The organism is Microbacterium sp. JZ31, from assembly GCF_016805985.1.
Classification (GTDB): Bacteria; Actinomycetota; Actinomycetes; order Actinomycetales; family Microbacteriaceae; genus Microbacterium.
Genome location: NZ_CP017661.1, coordinates 1,666,242 through 1,688,424, shown reverse-complemented (window position 1 = coordinate 1,688,424; position 22,183 = coordinate 1,666,242). Strand labels below are relative to the sequence as shown.

General features: G+C 70.6%; 18 protein-coding genes and 2 tRNA genes. 12 read left to right on the top strand and 8 right to left on the bottom strand.

Annotated features, from left to right (window positions below; translation table 11 throughout):
• Positions 1 to 143 precede the first annotated feature (143 nt).
• The gene (locus BJP60_RS08035; protein WP_203135279.1) at positions 144 to 326 is read right to left on the bottom strand and encodes a DUF1918 domain-containing protein; all 183 of its coding nucleotides are present in this window, start codon (positions 324 to 326) and stop codon (positions 144 to 146) included.
• Between the two features lie 113 nt (positions 327 to 439).
• Between BJP60_RS08035 and BJP60_RS08030 the strand changes: the two genes are divergently transcribed.
• Entirely contained in the window at positions 440 to 994 is a 555-nt protein-coding gene (locus tag BJP60_RS08030) for a gamma carbonic anhydrase family protein (RefSeq protein WP_203135278.1), read from the top strand.
• Positions 995 to 1,000: 6 nt separating this feature from the next.
• On the opposite strand, the gene BJP60_RS08025 is transcribed toward BJP60_RS08030, so the two are convergent.
• A complete protein-coding gene (locus tag BJP60_RS08025) occupies positions 1,001 to 3,871 on the bottom strand; it encodes a helix-turn-helix transcriptional regulator (RefSeq protein ID WP_203135277.1) in 2,871 nt (956 codons plus the stop codon).
• A gap of 44 nt (positions 3,872 to 3,915) precedes the next feature.
• Positions 3,916 to 4,098: a hypothetical protein gene (locus tag BJP60_RS08020; RefSeq protein WP_203135276.1), complete on the bottom strand. Its 183-nt coding sequence runs from the start codon at positions 4,096 to 4,098 to the stop codon at positions 3,916 to 3,918.
• Between the two features lie 203 nt (positions 4,099 to 4,301).
• Between BJP60_RS08020 and BJP60_RS08015 the strand changes: the two genes are divergently transcribed.
• From BJP60_RS08015 to BJP60_RS08000, 4 genes are all read left to right on the top strand, one after another.
• Positions 4,302 to 4,372 (top strand) — tRNA-Gly (locus BJP60_RS08015).
• Positions 4,373 to 4,455: 83 nt separating this feature from the next.
• Positions 4,456 to 4,529: transfer RNA gene (locus BJP60_RS08010), tRNA-Pro, on the top strand.
• A gap of 75 nt (positions 4,530 to 4,604) precedes the next feature.
• The gene (tig, locus tag BJP60_RS08005) at positions 4,605 to 6,026 is read left to right on the top strand and encodes a trigger factor (protein ID WP_203135275.1); all 1,422 of its coding nucleotides are present in this window, start codon (positions 4,605 to 4,607) and stop codon (positions 6,024 to 6,026) included.
• Positions 6,027 to 6,113: 87 nt separating this feature from the next.
• On the top strand, positions 6,114 to 6,695 hold the full coding sequence (locus BJP60_RS08000) for a tetratricopeptide repeat protein (protein WP_238439345.1): 582 nt from the start codon (positions 6,114 to 6,116) through the stop codon (positions 6,693 to 6,695).
• On the opposite strand, the gene treZ is transcribed toward BJP60_RS08000, so the two are convergent.
• The 3 genes from treZ to glgX are packed head-to-tail and all read right to left on the bottom strand — an operon-like array spanning position 6,682 to position 12,874.
• A complete protein-coding gene (treZ, locus tag BJP60_RS07995) occupies positions 6,682 to 8,388 on the bottom strand; it encodes a malto-oligosyltrehalose trehalohydrolase (protein WP_203135274.1) in 1,707 nt (568 codons plus the stop codon). The genes BJP60_RS08000 and treZ overlap by 14 nt on opposite strands.
• Positions 8,388 to 10,703: a malto-oligosyltrehalose synthase gene (gene treY, locus BJP60_RS07990; protein WP_203135273.1), complete on the bottom strand. Its 2,316-nt coding sequence runs from the start codon at positions 10,701 to 10,703 to the stop codon at positions 8,388 to 8,390. Before treY ends, treZ begins: the two co-directional genes overlap by 1 nt.
• On the bottom strand, positions 10,700 to 12,874 hold the full coding sequence (gene glgX, locus BJP60_RS07985) for a glycogen debranching protein GlgX (RefSeq protein WP_203135272.1): 2,175 nt from the start codon (positions 12,872 to 12,874) through the stop codon (positions 10,700 to 10,702). Before glgX ends, treY begins: the two co-directional genes overlap by 4 nt.
• A gap of 200 nt (positions 12,875 to 13,074) precedes the next feature.
• Between glgX and BJP60_RS07980 the strand changes: the two genes are divergently transcribed.
• From BJP60_RS07980 to BJP60_RS07960, 5 genes are all read left to right on the top strand, one after another.
• The gene (locus tag BJP60_RS07980; RefSeq protein WP_203135271.1) at positions 13,075 to 13,668 is read left to right on the top strand and encodes an ATP-dependent Clp protease proteolytic subunit; all 594 of its coding nucleotides are present in this window, start codon (positions 13,075 to 13,077) and stop codon (positions 13,666 to 13,668) included.
• Between the two features lie 38 nt (positions 13,669 to 13,706).
• Positions 13,707 to 14,375, top strand: coding sequence for an ATP-dependent Clp protease proteolytic subunit (locus tag BJP60_RS07975; protein ID WP_203135270.1), 669 nt, complete (start codon positions 13,707 to 13,709; stop codon positions 14,373 to 14,375).
• 123 nt (positions 14,376 to 14,498) lie between these two features.
• Positions 14,499 to 15,962 (top strand): APC family permease, encoded by a 1,464-nt coding sequence (locus BJP60_RS07970; protein ID WP_203135269.1) that lies wholly within the window; start codon positions 14,499 to 14,501, stop codon positions 15,960 to 15,962.
• Between the two features lie 111 nt (positions 15,963 to 16,073).
• On the top strand, positions 16,074 to 17,345 hold the full coding sequence (clpX, locus tag BJP60_RS07965) for an ATP-dependent Clp protease ATP-binding subunit ClpX (RefSeq protein WP_203135268.1): 1,272 nt from the start codon (positions 16,074 to 16,076) through the stop codon (positions 17,343 to 17,345).
• A gap of 65 nt (positions 17,346 to 17,410) precedes the next feature.
• Positions 17,411 to 18,523 carry an epoxide hydrolase family protein gene (locus BJP60_RS07960; protein WP_203135267.1) on the top strand — a complete coding sequence of 371 codons (1,113 nt, stop codon included), beginning with the start codon at positions 17,411 to 17,413 and terminating at the stop codon, positions 18,521 to 18,523.
• Here BJP60_RS07960 and BJP60_RS07955 read toward each other — a convergent pair whose 3' ends face one another.
• On the bottom strand, positions 18,524 to 19,102 hold the full coding sequence (locus BJP60_RS07955) for a carboxymuconolactone decarboxylase family protein (RefSeq protein ID WP_203135266.1): 579 nt from the start codon (positions 19,100 to 19,102) through the stop codon (positions 18,524 to 18,526).
• A 63-nt stretch (positions 19,103 to 19,165) separates the two neighbouring features.
• Positions 19,166 to 21,229 (bottom strand): M3 family metallopeptidase, encoded by a 2,064-nt coding sequence (locus BJP60_RS07950; RefSeq protein WP_203135265.1) that lies wholly within the window; start codon positions 21,227 to 21,229, stop codon positions 19,166 to 19,168.
• 82 nt (positions 21,230 to 21,311) lie between these two features.
• Here BJP60_RS07950 and BJP60_RS07945 point away from each other — a divergent pair, with 82 nt between their 5' ends.
• Both BJP60_RS07945 and BJP60_RS07940 read left to right on the top strand, forming a co-directional pair.
• A complete protein-coding gene (locus tag BJP60_RS07945) occupies positions 21,312 to 21,914 on the top strand; it encodes an ArsR/SmtB family transcription factor (RefSeq protein WP_203135264.1) in 603 nt (200 codons plus the stop codon).
• Positions 21,911 to 22,138 carry a hypothetical protein gene (locus BJP60_RS07940; RefSeq protein WP_203135263.1) on the top strand — a complete coding sequence of 76 codons (228 nt, stop codon included), beginning with the start codon at positions 21,911 to 21,913 and terminating at the stop codon, positions 22,136 to 22,138. The genes BJP60_RS07945 and BJP60_RS07940 overlap by 4 nt, the downstream gene beginning before the upstream one ends.
• Positions 22,139 to 22,183 lie beyond the last annotated feature (45 nt).

Below are 22,183 nucleotides of genomic sequence, written 5' to 3'. Positions count from 1 at the left end.
GCCGCTCAGTGAGTACAACGGTACTCAGCTCGCGGCATTCCGCAAGCAAGCGAAGGCTGGGCTAAATCGCTCCCGACCTGGGGAAAGCAAGGCTAGCCATACCTGTGCGCATCGCTGGGGCTTGACAGGCGCGATCGTGCGCGTCACGCCGGCACGATGTGCGCGTCCGGGCCCGGGAAGAGCAGGCTCTCGTGCCCATCCGCCCACCGCACGAGATACGGGGGACCGCCGTCCTTGCCGCGCGCCTCCAGCACGACGGCCTCGCGGCGGTGCACCTCCGCCGTCGGGCCCTCGACCACCAGGCGGTCTCCGATTTCCGCGCGCATCGCGACCCTCCCATCGTGAGTTCCGACATCTCCACGATGCTCCGCGCGAGGCGGGTCGGCAAGACCCCGCGCGGCGGCCGGATCGTCGCGCGCCACGACGTAGAGTCGGCGCCATGCCGGTCTCACCGCACGCCTCGATCCTGCCCCTGAGCTCGTCGACGGGAGAGGAGGATGCGCCCGCGATCCACCCCGACGCGTATGTCGCGGACGGCGCGCGGATCATCGGAGCCGTCTCCGTCGGCGAGCGCGCGAGCGTCTGGTACAACGCGGTCGTCCGCGGAGACGTCGAGACGATCTCGATCGGTGCGTTCAGCAACATCCAAGACAACGTGTCGCTGCACGTCGACGCCTCGCATCCGGCGGAGATCGGCGAGTACGTGTCCGTGGGGCACAACGCGGTGGTGCACGGGTGCACGATCGGCGACGGCTCGCTCATCGGCATGGGCAGCGTCGTGCTGTCGGGCGCGGTCGTCGGAGCGGGCAGCCTCGTCGCGGCCGGCGCCGTGGTGCTCGAGGGCACGCAGATCCCGCCGCGTTCCCTCGTCGCGGGCGTCCCCGGGAAGGTGCGCCGCGCGCTCACCGACGAGGAGGTCGCGGGGCTGCGCGACAACGCCGAGCGGTACCTCGCCAACGCCGAGCGCCACGGCGCGGGTCTCGCGGCCGGCTGAGCCGGATCAGCTCGAGACGAGGTCGCGCGCCAGGTGCGCCGCCTCCGCGCGGTTGGCGGCGCCCAGCTTCCGCAGGATCGCCGACACGTGCACGCTCGCGGTCTTGCCGCTGATGAACAGCCGCTCACCGATCTGCTTGTTGCTCAACCCCGCGGCGACCAGCTCGACGACCTGGCGCTCGCGCTCGGTCAGTCCGTGAGCGGCGCGGGATGCCGACGCGCGCAGCAGCCCCGCGGAGCGCCCGAACGCGAGGGTTTCCTCGCGTGCCGCGATCGCCCCGAACGTCTGCGCGCTGTCCAGAGCCTCCTCGACACGTTCGCGTGCCGCGGCGCGATCGCCCGCATCCCTCAGGGCTTCTGCCAGCCGCAGCAGTGCGCGAGGGCGGACGTGGCCGGGGACGCGCGCGTCGGTGGACGCCGCGACAGCGCGTTCGAGCGTCTCGACGGACGGTGCGAGCTCGCCTTCGATCAGCGGGCGCCAGGCCTCGTGCGTGGGCCACCACGAGAACAGGTCGACGACCTCACGCAGCTGCATGGCGGCGGCCGCGACGTCGACGGACTCGACCGGTGCGCGGGCCGCCCGTCCGATCACGCGCGCCACGGTCCAGGCGAAGGGCGGGACGTGGCCGGGGTGGAGCCGCTCGGGATCCGCCGCCAGCAGCGCCTGTGCCTCGCGCCACGCGCGCGCGTCGTCGCCCAGCGCGAGGGCGACCTCGGTGGACACGTGCGCCACGGTCAGCCGCGACTGCAGCTCGAAGGCGGACGTCGAGGTGAACAGGGAGCGCCCCGCCTCGAGCGTCTCGTGGGCTCCCGCCGCGTCCCCGCGCAGCACCTGGATCAGGGCACGGTCGCGCACCAGATACGAGCGGCCGGTCGTGGTGGGCGCGATCGCGAGGTAGCGCTCGAGCACGTCGCCGGCTTCGTCCCAGTGCCCGAGTGCGATGAGCGAGTCGAGCAGGTTGGACGCGAGGACGACGCCCGATGTGCGCTCCGCCCCGAGCCGGCGCGCTCCGGCGAGCCCCTCCCGGGCGATCGCGAGGGAACGAGGGTAGTCGCCCAGGTTCTGGGCGAGGTCGGAGGCGTTCACCCAGTACCTCAGCAGCGCGGGCCCGTCGTCGTTGGCGACCTCCCTGGCGCGCTCGAGCCCCGCGCGCGCCTCGTCGACGCGCCCGAGATGGCCGTGGCAGAGCGCGACGATGTTGATGCCGACCGACTCGAGCCTCGTCGCGCCGAGGCGGTGCGCAAGCGTGGCCCCTTCCGTGGCGAGAGCCAGGGACTCCCTGTCCTCGCCGATGAGCATGAGGCGCCCGGCGAGCGAGATCATGACGTCCGCGCGGAGCGTGTCGATCGCGCGCCCCTCGCCGAGCGCGTCCAGCGTCGCGAGCGCGTCCCGGTACGACTCGATGGACGCCGGCCGTGCGGCGATCGCGAGACCGCGACCCTGGTTGTTCAGCAGCAGCGCGTGATCGAACGTCCCGGGCTCGCACTCGCGCAGCGCGGCGCTCAGGATCGCGAGGCTGCGGTCGACGTCGCCCGCGTTGCGCAGGTATGTGGCCGTCCGGCCCATCAGCTCCAGGCGATGCATGCCGGCGACGTTCTCGGCGTCGGGAACCACGCTCCAGAGCGACAGAGCGCGCTCGGCGTGCTGGGCGGCGGAGGCGTAGCCCATCGCGGCCCGGGCCTCACGCATCGCGCGCAGGGACGCTCCGAACGCCTTCGCGGTGTCGCGTGCGCCCGCCCAGTGGTGGGCGATGGCGGCGGCGACCGAAGCACCCGCCTGTGCGCGCGCCTCGTACTCCTGGGCGTAACGCTCATGGAGCCGCTCGCGCTCACCCGGCAGGACGTCGTCGAGGATCGCCTCCCGGACAAGCGCATGCCGGAACGCATACCCCGTCGGCGTCGCCAGGATCACCGCGGCCGTGACCGCCTCGCGGATCAGGAGCTCGAGTTCGGCGGCGGTGCCGTCGAACACCGCGGCGAGCATGTCGTGGTCGACGTCGATGCCGCCGACCGCGATGTGCCGGACGATGCGGCGCGCGTCGTCCGTCAGCCACTCGTAGCGGACGAGCAGCAGGTCGCGGAGCCCGTCGGGGAGCGTCGTGGCGTCCTCCGCGCACGCCTGCAGGTCGGCGAGCTCCTCGATGTAGAACGGCACGCCCTCGGTGCGCTCGAGAAGCGCGTCGACCGAGGCGTCCGACGGTGCCGCGCCGAGCAGTTCGCGCATCAGCCGGCGGGTTCCATCCCGGTCCAGGCGCGGCAGGTCGATGCGCGTGGCCGCCCTGTCGCGCGCGATGTCCGCGACGAACGGGCGCGCGAGGTGGCCGCGGTGCACGTCCTCGGCGCGATAGGTCACGAGGAGCAGCACGCGGGCGTCGGGAAGGCCGCGTGCCAGGAAACGCAGGACCGCGAGGCTCGCCGGATCGATCCAGTGCAGGTCCTCGATCGCGAGGATGACAGGGCGCTCGGCGCTGACCGCCTCCAGCAGCAGCGCGATCGACTCGTGGAGGCCGCCGACCTGCCCGCCCGGAGGCCCGTCGCCGCCGAGCTGGGGGAACAGGCCCTGCAGCGCGTGCAGCCCGCCGCCCGCGATGCGCCGCACCTCGTCGGCGCCGAGCTCCGCGATCAGAGGCCGCAGTGCGGCCGCGATCGATGTGTAGGCAGCGCCGGATCCGCCCAGGTCGATGCAGCGGCCGATCAGCACGCGTGCGTCGTCGCTGTGCCGCTCGACGAACTCGTTCAGCAGGCGCGTCTTGCCGATGCCCGCCTCGCCCGCGATCGCGACCGTGCGCGGATGCCCGGCGCACGCGTCGACGAACGCGTCCGCGAGCGCGTCGAGCTCGGCGTCGCGTCCGATCAGTGCCGACGTCGGTGATGCCACCCGCTCATCGTCCCACCGGTCGCCGACATCCTGCTGCCCGCGGCTCACGCGCCGTGTCGCGGCAGCAGCCGACGCAGCACCCCCGTGCGGCGCACGACCGCACGGGCAGGCTGCGCGGACTCGTGTGCCCGCCGCTCCTCGAGCGCCCGCAGCCGGGCGATGTGCTGCTCCGCGTCACGCACGTGCAACTCGTACTCAGTGATCGCGACCATCGGATCGATGTACATGTCCCGCTCCCGTCAGCTCGTCTGATGACTCAACGGTCGTCTCTGAGGCAGGTGCCGGGCATCGGGCGATCGCCCTATTTCCCCGCGCGAAAGCGCCTTAGGAGGGTCGGTGGTGGGTCTGAGGCGACACGTCCGGGCGCCCGGTGCGGGGAAGCGGCGCGGAGTCGGCTAGACTTGCACATGCTGCCGGTTCCGCCGGCCGGGGGGCTGTAGCTTAATGGTAAAGCCTCTGTCTTCCAAACAGATGACGCGAGTTCGATTCTCGTCAGCCCCTCTGCACACGGCCCCGTGAAGGCATGTCCGACTTCGTCGGCTAGACTTCACGGGGCCGTTTCGTGTTCCCGTGCGGGGACTCCCCGGGGCGTAGCTCAGCTTGGTAGAGCGCCCGCTTTGGGAGCGGGAGGCCGCAGGTTCAAATCCTGTCGCCCCGACAATCGGCCCACCCAGACCTACGATCCCGTCGCGCGGCCTGCGCGCGGGAGGAGTCACGAGGAGAACGAACCCCTATGGTCACCAGCACCGTCGAGAAGCTCAGCCCCACCCGGGTGAAGCTGCACATCACGGTCAGCCCCGACGAGCTCAAGCCGAGCATCCAGCACGCCTACGAGCACATCGCGCAGGACGTGCAGGTGCCGGGCTTCCGCAAGGGCAAGGTTCCCGCTCCGATCATCGACCAGCGCATCGGTCGCGGCGCCGTCATCGAGCACGCGGTCAACGAGGGCCTCGACGGCTTCTTCCGCGCGGCCGTCGCCGAGCACGACGTCAAGATGCTCGGCCGTCCCTCGGCCGACATCGTCGAGTGGCCGAACGAGAAGGACTTCTCGGGCGACCTGATCGTCGACGTCGAGGTCGACGTGCGTCCCGAGTTCGAGATCCCGTCCTACGAGGACCTCACCATCACGGTCGACGCGGCCGAGGTCGACGAGACCGCTCTCGACGAGGAGCTCGACCGCCTGCGCGCCCGCTTCGGCACGCTCATCCCCGTCGACCGCCCCGCCGCCACCGGCGACTTCGTCGAGCTCGACCTCGTCGCGACGATCGACGGCGCCGAGATCGACCGCGCCGAGGGCGTGTCGTACGAGGTCGGCTCGGGCGAGCTGCTCCCCGGCATCGACGAGGCCATCGAGTCGCTCACGGCGGGCGAGGACACCACGTTCCGCTCGACGCTCGTCGGCGGCGACCACGCCGGCGAGGAGGCCGAGGTCGCGGTGACGGTGAAGGCCGTCAAGGAGCGCGAGCTGCCCGAGGCCGACGACGACTTCGCCCAGATGGCGAGCGAGTTCGACACGATCGCCGAGCTGCGCGACAGCCTGCGCGAGCAGGTCGCTTCGCGCGGCGCGTTCTCGCAGGGCTCCGCCGCACGCGACAAGCTCATCGAGACGCTGCTCGAGAAGGTCGAGATCCCCGTCCCGGCTCAGCTCGTCGAGGACGAGGTGCACCAGCACCTCGAGCAGGAGAACCGCCTCGAGGACGACACGCACCGCGCCGAGGTGACCGAGGCCAGCGAGAAGCAGTTCCGCACGCAGATGCTGCTGGACGCCATCGCGGAGAAGCTCGAGGTGCAGGTCTCGCAGGAGGAGTTCACGCAGTACCTGATCCAGATGTCGGGTCAGTACGGCATGGCGCCCCAGCAGTTCATCGAGGCGCTGCAGCAGGGCAACCAGCTGCAGTCCGTGATCGGCGACGTCGCGCGCAACAAGGCGCTCGCGATCGTCCTGGGCAAGGTCGAGGTCGTGGACAGCAACGGCAAGGCCGTCGACCTGTCGGGCTTCGCCGCGACCGAGGACGAGGTCGAGGAGACCGAGACCGCCGAGGCTCCGGCCGAGGAGGCTCCCGCCGAGGAGGCCGCGGCCGAGGAGGCTCCCGCCGAGGAGAAGCCGGCCAAGAAGACCCGCAAGAAGAAGACCGAGGAGGCCGCGGCCGAGTAATCCGCCGCGCTCCCGCAGGGGGACGGATGCCGCGCGCATCCGTCCCCTTTCTCATGCCCACGTTCTCATCCCCGCCAGAATGGACCCGTGGACATCTCGCACGACGACTGGCAGCACCGGATCGACGCGGTCTGGCAGGACGCCGCGCTCACGGATGAGGAGCGGGTCGACCGCATCGACGCACTCGCCGCGCGGCTGGGGGAGGATCATCCCGTCGCGCTGTTCGAGCGAGCCGGAGCGCGCGACAGCGCCGGTCTGGAGGCGGAGGCCGAGCCGCTGTACCGCCGGGCGATCGCGCGCGGCCTCGACGAGGATCGCCGCACGCAGGCGATCATCCAGCTCGCCAGCACGATCCGGAACCTCGGCAAGACGGACGAGGCGCTCGCGCTGCTGCGCGACGAGCACGACCGCGCCGATACGGCGACGCTGCGCGACGAGGTCGCGGCCTTCTACGCGCTCGCCCTCGCGTCTGCGGGCGAGCGCGACCGTGCGCTGTCGGTCGCGCTCACGGCGCTCGCCCCGCATCTGACGCGCTACACGCGCTCGGTGACGGGCTACGCCGCCGCGCTCGCGACCGACGAGCCGCCATCCCGCGCGTTCGCGCCGGACCCGCGCGGAATCGCGCGCGAGTTCGGTGCAAGCGAGCGGGGTCGCGTCAGGGGCGGATGATCGCGCCCGCGCGGGGCGGGATGCCGTCGGCCTCGGCGCCGAGCGGCTTCGTCGCGAACAGGACCTCCCGCGGCGGGGTGATCGCGAGCGGCACGTCGCCGAGGTTGACGACGAGCTCGAGCGCGCCGCGACGGATTCGGATCCACTTCGGATCCTCCGAGAACTCCGCCGACACCCGATCGAAGCGCGGATCTGTCAGATCCGGCTCGCGACGCCGCAGCGCGATGAGCTGACGGTGCACGTCGAGCAGTCGCGTGTGACGGGATTCGTCCCCGTACGGCTCGGACCAGTCGAGCTTCGAGCGGCGGAAGGTCTCCGGGTCCTGCGGATCGGGGACGACGGCGGGATCCCACCCCATGCGCTCGAACTCCGCGATCCGGCCCTCGGCGGTCGCCTTGCCCAGGTCGGGCTCGGGATGGGACGTGAAGAACTGCCACGGCGTCGACGCGCCCCACTCCTCGCCCATGAACAGCATGGGCGTGAACGGTCCGGCGAGGGCCAGCAGCGCCGCGATCGCGAGCAGGTCGTCGTCCAGCGTCTGCGACAGTCGGTCGCCCGTCGCGCGGTTGCCGATCTGGTCGTGATCCTGCGCGTATGCAACCAGACGCCAGGTCGGCGTCTCGGGCGGGATCGGATGCCCGTGCTCGCGCTCGCGGAACGACGACCACGTGCCGTCGTGGAAGAACCCCTTGGTGGCGGCCTTGGCGAGCGCCTCGATCGGCTCGAAGTCGGCGTAGTAGCCGGACGTCTCGCCCGTCAGCGCCACGTGGACGGCGTGGTGGTAGTCGTCGCTCCACTGGGCATGCAGACCGTACCCGCCCGCCTCGCGCGGCGTGATGAGCTTCGGGTCGTTCATGTCCGACTCGGCGATCAGCGTCAGCGGGCGGCGCAGGTGCGCGCTGAGCGCATCGACGCGCTCAGCCATCTCCTGCAGCAGGTGGACCGGCGAGTCGTCGACGAGCGCGTGCACCGCGTCGAGGCGCAGTCCGTCGACGTGGAAGTCGCGCAGCCACATCAGCGCGTTCTCGATGATGTGCTCGCGCACCTCCGGGCGCGCCAGGTCGAGCGACGAGCCCCACGTGTTGGCGCTGTCCTCGCGCAGGTACGGCGCGAACAGCGGCAGATAGTTGCCGCTGGGTCCGAGGTGGTTGTACACGACGTCCTGGATGACGCCGAGCCCCGCCGCGTGGCATGCGTCGACGAAGCGCTGATACGCCTCCGGCCCGCCGTACGTCTCGTCGACCGCGTACCAGAGCACGCCGTCGTAGCCCCAGTTCCAGTCGCCGTTGAAGGCGTTCACGGGCAGGAGCTCGACGAAGTCCACGCCGAGCTCGACGAGGTGCGGCAGTCGCTCGATCGCGGAGTCCAGGGTGCCGCCCGGCGTGAACGTGCCGAGGTGCATCTCGTAGATCACGGACCCGGCGAGCTGGCGGCCCGTCCACCGCTCGTCGGTCCACGCGAACGAGAGCTCGTGCACCTGGCCGGGCTCGTGCACCCCGTCCGGCTGGCGCAGGGAGCGCGGGTCCGGCACCGGATGGTCGCTGTCGTCGATCAGGTAGCCGTACCGCTGGCCGTGCCGGGGCGCGACGTCCGCACGCCACCAGCCCTGGTCGTCCCGCGTCATGTCGTGCGTCGACCCGTCGAGCAGCAGTCGCACGCGGGACGGCTTCGGCGCCCAGACTTCGAATCCCATCAGTCGTCCTCCCTCAGCAGCAGCGCGACGGGGTAGCGGGCGAGCACCTGCGTCAGGGGCAGTGCGTCGCCCGCGAAGGGCGCGCCGGTGATCGCATCCGCGTAGCGTCCGGGCGGCACCATGACGTACGTGTCGCCCCATCCGCCGCGCCGCTCCAGCGCCAGCGGCAGCCGCGTGCCGATCGCGATGGCGCCGCCGCGGTCGAACGCCACCGCGTGTGAGGCCGCCGGTCCCACGGTCTCCAAGCCCGCATAGCGCGTGAAGAGGTCGGGACGATCGCGCCGTGCCCGCAGCGCCCGCGCCGTGACGAGCAGCTTGGCCGCAGCCGTCTCGTCGAGCTCCGGCAGCTCGCCCGCATCGATACGCCGCAGAATCTCGCGCCGCTCGTCGTAGTCGACGGGCAGGCGGTTGTCCGGGTCGACGAGAGACCGGTTCCACAGCTCGGATCCCTGGTACACGTCGGGGACGCCCGGTGCGGCCAGCTGCAGCAGCTTGGCCGACAGCGAATTCGACCACCCCGCGGTGCGCACGGCGTCGACGCAGGCCTCGAGCGTGCGGCGCACCTCGTCGTCGTCGAAGGCCGAATCGACGAGGGCGTGCATGGCGCGCTCGAACTCCTCGTCGGGGGCCGTCCAGGTCGTGCTCGTGCCGGCTTCGCGTGCCGCCTTCTCGGCGTAGGCGTGGGCGCGCTCGCGCGACAGGGGCCAGGCGCCGATCAGCGACTGCCACAGCAGCGCCTCGAACGGACCGTCGCCGAGCGGAGCGTGCGCCCGCAGCGTGCGCAGCGTGCTGCGCCACAGCGCCGGCACCTCGGCGAGCGCGTCGATCCGCGCGCGGGTGTCCTCGCCGCGCTTGGTGTCGTGCGTCGACAGCGTGGTCATCGACTGCGGCCAGGACGCATGCCGCAGCGCCTGCCGGCGGTGGAACTCGGCCACGTCGACCGCGAACTCCGACGGATCCCCACCGACCTCGTTGAGCGAGACGAGCCGGCCGTACCGGTAGAAGGCGGCGTCCTCCACGCCCTTCGCCATCACCGCGCCCGAGGTCTGCTGGAACCGGATCGCCGCGGGGTGATCCGGGTCGGACAGACGGGGCAGCAGTCGTTCGATCGTGCCCGCCAGGTCGCGCCGCCGGCGCTTCGCCGCGTCGGCGGCCTCGTGCAGGTGCTCGAGTCCCGCCGGCAGGTAGGAGCGGTAGACGGGGAAGCACGCGAGCAGCTCGGCGATCGCGTCCTCCGCACCCTCGATGTCCGGCACGAGACGCGCCAGGCGGCGGACCTCGGCGTGCAGCAGGGTGTCCGCGACCGCGCGCTTGCCGTCGTGGACCATCCGGTGCCAGTCGGCCGGGCCCTCCTGCGGCGAGTCGCCGCGCAGCTCGGCCTCGAGCTCGTCGAGCGCCGTGCGGGCGGCGGGATCGACGAGCACGCGGTCGATGTCGCCGAGTGCGTCATAGCCCGTGGTGCCCGCCGTCGCCCAGTGCGGGGGCAGCGGCTCGCCGGGCTCGAGGATCTTCTCGACGAGCACGTAGGCCCCGTCGGTCGCCTCCGAGAGGCGTGCGAGATACCCGCCAGGATCCGTCAGGCCGTCCGGGTGGTCGATGCGCAGGCCGTCGACGAGTCCCTCGCGCAGCCAGCGAAGGATCTCGGCGTGGCTGTCGTCGAACACCCGCTCGTCCTCGACGCGCACAGCCGCGAGCGTCGACACCGCGAAGAAGCGGCGGTAGTTCAGGTCGGAGTCGCCGCGTCGCCAGCTCACGAGCTCGTAGTGCTGACGTCCGTGCACGACGCCGGGCGAGGCGCCGTCGTCGGCCGTTCCCGGGGCGAGCGGGAAGCGGTGCTCGTAGTACGCCAGCTGACCGTCCTCGATCGTCAGGCCGAGGTCCGGCTGCTGGGCGTCCTCGTCTCCCAGCACGGGGATCCGGATGCGCCCGCCGCCCGCGTCCCAGTCGATGTCGAACGCGTGCGCGTGCCGCGATCCGGGACCGTGCGTGAGCACGTCCCACCACCACGGGTTGAGGCGGGGCGTCTCGATGCCCACGTGATTGGGCACGACGTCGGCCAGAACGCCGAGGCCCGCCGCGCGGGCGGCGGCCGAGAAGCGCGCGAGCCCATCGGCGCCGCCGCGCTCCGGGTCCACCTTCGAGTGGTCGATCACGTCGTAGCCGTGGTTGGAACCCGGCTCGCTCGCCAGCAGGGGCGAGAGGTAGACGGTGTCGACGCCGAGCGCCTTGACGTAGTCGATGATCTGCGTCGCGGCGTCGAGGTCGAACTCGCGCCGCACCTGCAGCCGGTACGTCGAGAGGGGGATCCTGCTCATTCCGCGTCGCCCTTCTCCAGCAGGCGCCGCACGGAGGCCGCGGGTGACCAGTCCGCCTCGGCCTCGGGCTCCTGCCACTCGCGGAGCACGACGATCGAGCGCGCCTCGACCGGCATGGTGGAACCGGCTTCACGCGGCGTGAGGTCGCGGCCGTCGGCCGTGTTCAGCACGATCTCCCATGCGCTCGCGTACTCGTCCTCGGGCAGGGTGAAGTCGACGGGCTCGCTGTGCGCGTTGAAGTACAGCAGGAAGTTGCGGTCGACGATCCGCTGACCCCGCGAGCCGCGCTCGCGGATCCCCTGACCGTTCAGGAACACGCCGAGCGAGCGCGCGTAGCTCGTCTGCCAGTCGCTCTCGTCCATGGGCGATCCGTCGGGCGTGAGCCACGCGATGTCGGGCAGCGGGTCGCCCTCGCCGCGCCGCACGGTGCGACCGTCGAAGAACACCCAGCGCCGGAACGTCGGATGATCCCGCCGCAGCCGCGACACGCGCGCCGTGAACTCGATGAGGGGCTCGTCCGCCTCGTCCCAGTGCACCCAGCTGAGGGGGGTGTCCTGCGCGTAGCCGTTGTTGTTGCCCTCCTGCGTGCGGCCGAGCTCGTCGCCGTGCAGCAGCATCGGCACGCCCTGTGACAGCAGCAGCGTCGTGATCAGGTTGCGCTGCTGGCGGGCACGCAGCTCGAGGATCTCCGGGTCGTCGGTCGGTCCCTCCACGCCCAGGTTGTAGGAGCGGTTGTGCGATTCGCCGTCGCGCCCGTCCTCGCCGTTGGCCTCGTTGTGCTTCTCGTTGTACGACACGAGGTCGCGCATCGTGAAGCCGTCGTGGGCCGTGACGAAGTTGATCGACGCGAACGGCCGGCGTGCCGAGTTCTCGTAGAGGTCGGCCGATCCGGTGAAGCGCGACGCGAACTCGCCGAGCGTGGCGGGCTCGCCGCGCCAGAAGTCGCGCACGGTGTCGCGGAACTTGCCGTTCCATTCCGTCCACTGGGGCGGGAAGTTGCCCACCTGGTACCCGCCGGGCCCGACGTCCCACGGCTCGGCGATCAGCTTGACCTGCGAGACCACCGGATCCTGCTGCACGAGCTCGAAGAAGCTCGAGAGCCGGTCGACGTCGTAGAACTCGCGCGCGAGCGAGGCGGCGAGGTCGAAGCGGAAGCCGTCGACGTGCATCTCCGTCACCCAGTAGCGCAGCGAGTCCATGATCAGCTGCAGGGAGTGCGGGTGACGCACGTTCAGGGTGTTGCCCGTGCCGGTGTAGTCCATGTAGTACTGCGGGTCGTCCTCGACGAGCCGGTAGTACGCCTCGTTGTCGATGCCCTTGAACGACAGGGTCGGGCCGAGGTGGTTGCCCTCCGCGGTGTGGTTGTAGACCACGTCGAGGATGACCTCGATGCCCGCGGCGTGCATCGCCCGGACCATGGCCTTGAACTCCTGCACCTGCTCGCCGCGGTCGCCGCTCGAGGAGTACTCGTTGTGCGGCGCGAGGAAGCCGAGCGTGTTGTAGCCCCAGTAGTTGCGCAGGCCCTTCTCCAGCAGCACCGAGTCCTGCACGAACTGGTGCACCGGCATGAGCTCGATGGCCGTGACGCCCAGGCGCTTCAGGTGCGCGATGACCGAGGGGTGCGCGACGCCCGCGTACGTGCCGCGCTGAGCCTCGGGGATGTCGGGGTGCAGCTGCGTGAGGCCCTTCACGTGCGCCTCGTAGATCAGCGTGCGGCTGTAGGGGATGCCCGGGCGGCGGTCGCCGCGCCAGTCGAAGTACGGATTGATCACGACCGAGCGCATGTTGTGCGCCGCGGAGTCGTCCTGATTGCGCACCTCGGGGTCGTCGAAGTCGTGGTCGAACAGCGACGGATCCCAGTCGATCGCGCCGGACAGCGCCTTGGCGTACGGGTCGACGAGGAGCTTGCTCGGGTCGCAGCGGTGGCCGGACGCGGGGTCGAACGGACCGTGCACGCGGTAGCCGTACTGCTGTCCGGGGCCGACGTCCGGAAGATACGCGTGCCAGACGTTCGCGTCCACCTCGGTCAGCCGCACTCTCGTCTCGGTGCCCGCGTCGTCGAACAGACACAACTCGACCTTCTCGGCGACTTCGCTGAACAGCGCGAAGTTCGTGCCGTCGCCGTCGTATGTCGCACCCAGCGGGTAGGCCCGTCCTGGCCACGTCTCCATGTACACCTGCCGTTCTCATGAGGGAGCCAGGGACAGCTCTCGCGAAGACCGTAACCCGGGGCGGTGCGGCGCGAGAAGGGGTTGCATCCGCCCGCCGCAGGGGGGTAGGCGCGGCGCACCGTATGCCCAGGGCGAACACGCGCGAGGGCCCGATACCCCGCCGGTAGGGTCATATCGACGCCGCACCGAATGGAGTGAGAATGCCCGAACCGCTGATGGCACAGAGTGTCTTCGACCGGCTGCTGAAGGACCGCATCATCTGGCTTGGCTCGGAGGTGCGCGATGACAACGCGAACGAGATCTGCGCCAAGATCCTGCTGCTCGCCGCCGAGGACTCGCAGAAGGACATCTACCTCTACATCAACTCGCCCGGCGGATCGATCACGGCCGGCATGGCGATCTACGACACGATGCAGTTCGTGCCGAATGACATCGTCACGGTCGGCATCGGCATGGCCGCATCGATGGGCCAGCTGCTGCTGACCAGCGGCACGAAGGGCAAGCGCTACATCACCCCGAACGCGCGGGTCCTGCTGCACCAGCCGCACGGCGGCTTCGGCGGCACCGCGAGCGACATCCAGACGCAGGCGCAGCTGATCCTCGACATGAAGCGCCGTCTGGCCGAGATCACGGCCGCGCAGACCGGCAAGTCGGTCGAGCAGATCAACGAGGACGGCGACCGCGACCGCTGGTTCTCGGCCGAGGAGGCCCTCGAGTACGGCTTCGTCGACCACATCCGCGAGCACGCCGTGGACGTGACGGGCGCGGGCGGCACCGACCGCGACGCCAACTGACCGCCGGGTATCTGAGCACAGAGAAGGACGTACACAAGATGCACACCCCCTACACCGGCCAGACGTCGCCTCAGGGCTTGCAGCTGCCGAACAGCCGCTACATCCTGCCCCAGTTCGAGGAGCGCACGGCCTACGGCTACAAGCGCCAGGACCCCTACAACAAGCTGTTCGAGGACCGCGTGATCTTCCTCGGCGTGCAGGTCGACGACGCGTCGGCCGACGACGTGATGGCGCAGCTGCTGGTGCTCGAGAGCCAGGACCCGGATCGCGACATCATCATGTACATCAATTCGCCGGGTGGGTCGTTCACGGCCATGACGGCGATCTACGACACGATGCAGTACATCTCGCCCCAGATCCAGACCGTCGTGCTGGGCCAGGCGGCTTCCGCCGCGGCCGTGCTGCTGGCCGCCGGCGCCCCCGGCAAGCGACTGGCCCTGCCCAACGCGCGCGTGCTGATCCACCAGCCCGCCGTCGGAGAGGCCGGTCACGGTCAGGCGTCGGACATCGAGATCCAGGCCGCCGAGATCCTGCGCATGCGCACGTGGCTCGAGGAGACGCTCGCGAAGCACTCCAACCGCTCCGTCGAGCAGGTGAACAAGGACATCGACCGCGACAAGATCCTGAGCGGGCCGGAGGCCGTCGAGTACGGCCTCGTGGACCAGGTGCTCACGACGCGCAAGCGCCAGCCCGCGATCACGAAGTAGTCGCGCGATCGAGACGCCCCGGACCCGCCGCGTGCGGTCCGGGGCGTCTCGTCGTGTCATCGGTACTATTCCGGGACCACGGCCCTGGCGATGAGGCGCGGGCCACGTCTGGAAGGCGACGGCATGACGGAGCGCGCGACGACGGGACACCGCGAAGGGGTCTTCGAGAAGGCGATGGGATCGATCGACGCCCTGTTCGTGGGCTTCGGGGCGATGATCGGGTTCGGATGGATCACCCTCACGGGCGGATGGCTCGCGGACGCGGGCACGTGGGGAGCGGTGATCGCCTTCGCGGTGGGCGGCGGCATCATGATGCTCGTCGGCCTCGTGTACTCCGAGCTCGTCTCGGCGATGCCGCGCGCGGGTGGCGAGCACAACTATTTGATGCGCGGCATGGGCCCGCGCTGGTCGCTCATCGGCTCGTGGGCCATCACGGGCGGGTACATCACCGTGATCCTGTTCGAGGCGGTCGCGACGCCGCGCACGTTCGACTACCTGTTCCCCGGGCTCGGATCGCTGCTTCCCCTGTACTCGGTCGCCGGCTTCGAGGTCGGGCTCGTGTGGGCGCTCGTCGGCGTGGTCGCCGCGGTCGTCGTCACCTGGATCAACTACCGCGGCGTCAAGCTCACGTCGCTCGTGCAGACGTTCGTCGTGTCGTTCCTGCTGCTCGTGGCGCTCGTGCTCGTGTTCGGCGGCATCGTGGGCGGCGACGTCGCGAACACCGAGCCGCACTTCGCGGGAGGGTTCGCCGGGTTCGCGGTCGTGCTCGGGGCCGTGCCCTTCCTGTTCGTGGGGTTCGACGTGATCCCGCAGGCGTCGGAGGAGATCGCGGTGCCGCCGAGGAAGATCGGCCGCCTGCTGATCATCTCGGTGGTGATGGCCGTGGCGTTCTACCTCGTCGTGATCTACGTCACGTCGCTCGCACTGCCCGCCGGCGACCTCGTCGAGTTCGACCTCGTCACGGCCGATGCCCTCGCCGCCATGCTCGGTGCGGACTTCTGGGGGCGGGTCGTGATCGCGGGCGGGCTCGCGGGCATTCTCACGTCGTGGATCGGCTTCCTGCTCGGCGCCTCGCGCCTGCTGTGGGCGATGTCGGTGTCCGGCATGATCCCGGCGTGGTTCGGCCGGATCCACCCGCGCTACAAGACGCCCTCGAACGCGATTCTCTTCATCGGCGCGCTGTCGGTCGTGGCGCCCTTCTGCGGCACGGCCATGCTCGGCTGGGCGGTCGACGGCGGGTCGCCCATGATCGTGCTCGCCTACGCGCTCGTCGCGCTGTCGTTCTGTCTGCTTCGGGTCAAGGACCCGGGCATGGCGCGGCCGTTCCGCGTCGGTCGGGGCAATGCCACCGGCATGGCGGTGGGCGTTGCGGCCCTCGTGCTGTGCGTGATCCTGTTCCTGCTGTACATCCCGGGCCTCACGCCGATCAGCATCACGCTCGCATGGCAGTCGTACCTGATCTTCGGGCTCTGGATGATCGTCGGCGTCCTGTTCGCGCTGCGTCTGCCGGGCGGCATCAAGGCGGGTCCGGACACCGAGGCGATCCTGCTGTCGGAGATCGCCGCGCGGCGCGGGAGGTCATCCTGAGCGGTACCGTGACCGGACCGACACGCGAAACGGCGCGCGCTGCCGTCCCGGTGTCCGCGGCAGAGGTTAGGCTCTTGGGGACTCGAACGGAAAGGTCCGAGGAGGACACGCATGGCACGCATCGGTGAGAGCGCCGACCTCTTCAAGTGCTCCTTCTGCGGCAAGAGCCAGAAGCAGGTGCAGCAGCTGATCGCCGGCCCCGGCGTGTACATCTGCGACGAATGCGTCGAGCTGTGCAACGAGATCATCGAGGAGCGCATGGCCGAGTCGGCCGGTTCCGGCGAGGTCGCGGAGTTCGACCTGCCGAAGCCGCGCGAGATCTTCTCGTTCCTCGAGGAGTACGTCGTGGGCCAGGAGCCCGCCAAGCGCGCCCTGGCCGTCGCGGTCTACAACCACTACAAGCGCGTGCGGGCGCGGGGCGAGCTCAAGCCGGCCGATCAGAAGGCCGAGGACGTCGAGGTCGCCAAGAGCAACATCCTGATGCTCGGCCCCACGGGCTGCGGTAAGACGTATCTCGCGCAGACGCTCGCCAAGCGGCTCAACGTGCCGTTCGCCGTCGCCGACGCCACGGCCCTGACCGAGGCGGGCTACGTCGGCGAGGACGTCGAGAACATCCTGCTCAAGCTGCTGCAGGCGGCCGACTTCGACGTCAAGCGTGCCGAGACCGGCATCATCTACATCGACGAGGTCGACAAGATCGCGCGCAAGGCCGAGAACCCGTCGATCACGCGCGACGTGTCGGGCGAGGGCGTGCAGCAGGCGCTGCTGAAGATCCTGGAGGGCAGCGTCGCCTCGGTGCCTCCGCAGGGCGGCCGCAAGCACCCGCACCAGGAGTTCATCCAGATCGACACGACGAACGTGCTGTTCATCGTGGCGGGAGCCTTCGCGGGCCTGGAGGACATCATCTCGGCCCGCGTCGGCAAGCACGGCGTCGGCTTCGGCGCCCCGCTGCACGACAAGAACGACGACAGCGCCCTGTTCAGCGAAGTGCTGCCCGAGGATCTGCACAAGTTCGGCCTGATCCCCGAGTTCATCGGCCGTCTCCCCGTCGTCGCGTCCGTTCAGCCGCTCGACCAGGACGCGCTGATGGAGATCCTCACCGTGCCGCGCAACGCGCTGGTCAAGCAGTACCAGCGCATGTTCGAGCTCGACGGCGTACAGCTCGAGTTCGAGGACGAGGCGCTGCGCGAGATCGCCGACCTGGCCGTCGAGCGCAAGACGGGCGCACGCGGACTGCGCGCGATCCTGGAGGACGTGCTCGGCCCGATCATGTTCGACATCCCTTCGACCGAGGACGTCGCGAAGGTCATCGTGACGCGCGCCGCGGTGGCCGAGGGGGCCGAGCCCACCCTGGTTTTCGCGCAGAAGAAGAAGTCGGCCTAGGACGCAGACAGTCGGCCGCCTCGGCGCGACCGACGGTGTCGGTGGGCGGCGGTAGCGTCCGCGTCATGAGCGACATCCGGCCGTTCCGCCTTCACGTCCCCGACGACCAGCTCGGCGACCTGCGGGAGCGCCTGAGGCGCGCGCGGCTGCTGCCCGATTCGCCGCGGCGCATGCCGTCCGGCATGACCGCCGCGTGGCTGCGGGACCTCGTCGACACCTGGATCGAGTGGGACTGGCGGGCACGTGAGGACTGGCTCGCCTCGTTCCCGCAGTTCCTCGCCGACGTGGACGGCACGGCGATCCACTTCGCGCACCTGCGGGCGCAGCGCGCCGACGCGCCTGCGCTGCTCGTCATGCACGGCTGGCCGCACACCTTCGCGCTGCAGCTCGACTTCGCGGCCCGGCTTCCCGACTTCCATGTCGTCGTCGCGAGCCTGCCCGGCTTCGCGTTCTCCGCGGCGTACGCCGACGGTCCAGCGGACGAGACCCGCTTGGCGGAAACCATGCACCGGCTCATGACGGAGGTGCTCGGCTACCGCTCGTACCTCACGTACGGCGAGGACGTCTCCGCCAACGTCAGCGATCTGATCGCGGCGTCCCATCCGGACGAGGTCGCGGGCATCGTCGCGACGCACGCCCACTTCGGCACGCCGCAGGAGCGCGAGGCGTCGGACGATCCCGACGTCCGCGCGTTCTTCGCGCGCCTCGACGCCGAGCATGGCCCGAACAAGTCGTACGGGCACGTGCAGTGGGCACGGCCCGACACCCTCGCCGCGGCCCTCAACGATTCGCCGGCGGGGCTGCTGGCGTGGATCGCGGAGAAGCTCGCCGAGTGGTCGGACACCTCCGGGGACGAACCGTCGGCCGTGGAGGCCGTGATCTCGCGGGAGCGCATCCTGACGGAGGCGATGATCTACTGGGTCACGCAGAGCATCGGCACCTCGTTCCGCCCGTATCACGAGGGCGCCGACACGCCCGGCTCGATTCCGCCGGTCGCCGTTCCCGCGGCGGTGTTCATCCAGCGGCACGAGCACGACTATCCCGAGGTGCTCGCGCGGTCGTTCTACCGCGATCTGCGCACGTTCGAGCGACTCGGGCGCGGCGGCCACTTCACGGTCGCGGAGGTGCCGCAGGCGATGGCCGAGCGGGTGCGGGTGTTCGCCGCCTCGCTCGCCTGATCAGGGCCTGCCGACGGTGAGCTGCTCCCGCACGGTGGGGTCGTCGTCGAGGAACTGCGGCTCGACCGTCGCGCCGACCGCGTCGTAGTAGCGGCTGAGGAAGCAGCGGAACGACGCCGCGTACGCGATGTCCGCGATGTTCAGGTCGCTGAAGCCCACCGCGCGGAGGCGATCGATGTCGGCGGCCCGGACGCGCGACGCGTCGATCGCGATCTGCTCGGCGTAGTCGAGCATCGCCACGTCGCGTTCGCTCAGCCCCGCGCTGCGGTGGTCGGCCTGGATGGCGAGGGCCTGATCGCGTCCGGCGAACCGCGTGAGACCGCGGAAGTAGACGTGGCTGCAGTAGTTCGACGGCACATGCTTCGCGACGACGAGGGTGATCATCCGGAATGCCTCGAGCCCCAGCGAGAACCCGTCCCGCAGCTGATTGAGCAGCCGGTCGACGGGCACGAGCATGTCGGGCCGGGCGGAGAGGGCGCGGGTCGCGTTCATGACGGTCCCCATGCCGGCGCGTTCGGCCGCATAGGCCTCGGCGATCTCTGCGGTCGCCTCCTCGTCGGACACCGTTTTCAGGTACACGTCACCCTCCTGCCTCTGCCCCCTGCGCGAAGCGTAGACCCGCGGGGGAGCGCGCGACAGGTCTCAGGCGAGCAGGCCGCGCCGCTTCAGCAGCGGGGTGATCTCGGCGTCGCGACCGCGGAAGTCGCGATAGGCCTCGAGCGGATCCTTGGAGCCGCCGACGCCGAGCAGTCGCTCGCGGAAGCGGTCGCCGTTGGGCCGGGTGAGGCCGCCGTTCGCGCGGAACCACTCCACCGTGTCGGCGTCGAGCACCTCGGCCCAGATGTAGGAGTAGTACCCGGCGCTGTATCCGCCCGAGAAGACGTGCGCGAAGTACGTCGACGAATAGCGCGGCGGCAGGGCCGGATCGTCGAGGCCGATGTCCGCCAGGGCCGCGGCCTCGAACGCGGCCACATCCGTGACCGCCTCCGCATCGGCGCGCGACAGCGAGTGCCACGCCTGGTCGAGCCACGCGGCGGCGAGATACTCGCTCGTCGCGAAGCCCTGATTGAACGTCTCCGTCGCGCGCAGGCGCTCGACCAGCCCGGCGGGAAGCGGCTCGCCGGTCTCGTGGTGGACGGCGTAAGCGGCGAGCACCTCCGGCCACAGGATCCACATCTCGTTGACCTGACTGGGGAACTCGACGAAGTCGCGGTGCACCGCCGTGGCGGCGAAGTGCGGATAGGTCACGGTGGCGAACAGGCCGTGCAGCGCGTGGCCGAACTCGTGGAACAGGGTCGTGACCTGATCGAGCGTCAGCAGGGTCGGGGCGCCGTCGGCGGGCTTGGGGACGTTGAGGTTGTTCACCACGACGGGCTGCGTGCCGCGCAGCGCGGACTGCTTGACGATCGAGTTCATCCACGCGCCGCCGCGCTTGGTGTCGCGGGTGTAGAGGTCGAGCACGTACAGCCCGAGCGCGGATCCGTCCTCGTCGAACACCTCGAACGTGCGGGCGTCGGGATGGTACGAGGGGATGTCGGCGCGCTCTTCGAACGTGAGGCCGTACAGCAGCGAGGCGGCGCGGAAGACGCCGTCGCGCAGCACGCGCTCGGCCTCGAACCACGGGCGCAGCGCGGTGGTGTCGATGTCGTACGCGGTCGCGCGCACCTTCTCGGTCCAATACGCCCAGTCGTGCGCCGCGAGGGCGTACGGCTCCGCCTCGGTCTCGTCGATCAGCCGCTGCAGCGCGGCCTTCTCGGCGCGCGCGTTGCGTGCGGCCGGTGCGGCGAGCTCGCGCAGCAGGGAGTGAACCGCCTCGGGCGTGCCGGCCGTCTGGTCGGCCGTGACGTATGCCGCGTGCGACGGGTAGCCGAGCAGCTCCGCCCGTTCCGCGCGCAGCCGCACGATCTCGCGCAGCACGCCGGTGTTGTCGTGCTCGTCGCCGCGGGCCGCTCGCGCGCGGGAGGCTGTCATGATGCGCTCGCGGGCGGCGCGGCTGCGCAGCTGCGACGGGTAGGGATGGCCGGAGAACAGCGTGAGCGTGACGAGCCGGCGCCCCTCGAGGCCGCGCTCTCGCGCCGCCTCGGCCGCGGCGGACAGCTCGCCCTCCGTGAGGCCGTCGAGTTCGGCGGCGTCGTCGAACACGACCGCGAGCGCGTTCGTGTCGGCGAGCAGGTTCTTCTCGAAAAGGGTCGTCAGCTCGGACAGCCGCGAGTTGAGCTCCGTCAGACGGACCTTGGCCGCGTCGTCGAGTGCAGCCCCCGCGTGGGTCATCTCGCGGAAGTGCCGCTCGACGAGGCGGCGGCCCTCCGCGTCGAGTGCGAGGTCGTCGAGTCGGTCATGCAGGGTGCGGATCCGCGCATACAGGCGCCCGTCGAGCTGGATGGCGTCGGTGTGGGCCGACATCAGCGGCGCGAGCTGCTCGTCGATCGCCTGGATCGCGGGCGTCGCGTCGGCGGAGCTGACCGTGTAGAACGCGAGGACCACGCGCTCGAGCTGCGCGCCGGATCGCTCGAGCGCGAGCATCGTGTTCTCGAAGGTCGGAGGCACGGTCTGCGAGGCGATGGCCTCGATCTCCGCGCGGTGCGCCGCGAACGCCTCCTCGAACGCCGGCAGGTAGTGCTCGGGCTCGATCGCCGCGTAGTCCGGCACGCCGTAGGGGAGCGGCGACGGGGCGAGCAGCGGGTTGAACGCGGGGACATCGGTCATGCGCTCCACCCTAATCGCGCGCCGTCGAACGTTTGCAAAGAAACCGTTGCAAAGGAATCTTTGCATGGCTATCCTGTTCCTCATGACCGATGATCGACAGGCGGACGAGCAGGGACCCCGGGTCCTCGACACGGCGGCCCTCCGCGCCGTCGCGCACCCGCTCCGGATCAAGATCCTCGACCTGCTTGCGGCTCACGGACCCCAGACAGCCAGCACGCTGGCAACCCTGACCGGAGAGTCGTCGGGGTCGACGAGCTACCACCTGCGGATGCTCGCGCGACACGAGCTCGTCCGCGAGATCGAGGGCCGCGGCGGCCGGGAGCGGTGGTGGGAGCGACCGCGCGGAGGCATCTCGTTCGGCGACGAGTCGGTGCGCGATTCGCCGGCCGGCAGGGCCGTGCTGCAGGTGGCGGTGGGGGAGTATCACCGCGCCCGATCCCAGACCGCGTTCGAGTACTTCACCCGGCTTGCGGACGGCGAACCCAGAGAATGGCGCAACGCGAGTCTGTCCATGACGTCCTCCGCCCGCCTGACCGCGGCGCAGATGGCGGAGCTGGGCGAACGGCTGCGGAGCGTGCTCAGCGAGTACGTGGAGGCGCACCGCGATCAGGAGGGCGACGCGCTGCGCGCCGTCAACGTCAACATCGACCTCTTTCCGCTTCAGCCCCTCGGAGGTGCCTCATGACCGCAGTCAGCCTTCACCCGCCGACCACAGCCATCCGGTCGCTGCGCATCACGACGACCGAGCGTCTCGCGCTCCGCGCGGCGGATGCCGTCGCGGCGTACATCCATCGGCGCGCCATGCGACGCGATGCGCGACTGCTCGCGGATCTCGAGCGCGAGCGCGTTCTTGCCGAGAGCCGGCTGGCGGCGCTGCGGGCGATGGCCCACGACGTCCCGCGCCGCTGACGACGAAGGGCCGGAGGAGGATTCTCCGGCCCTTCGTCGTGGACG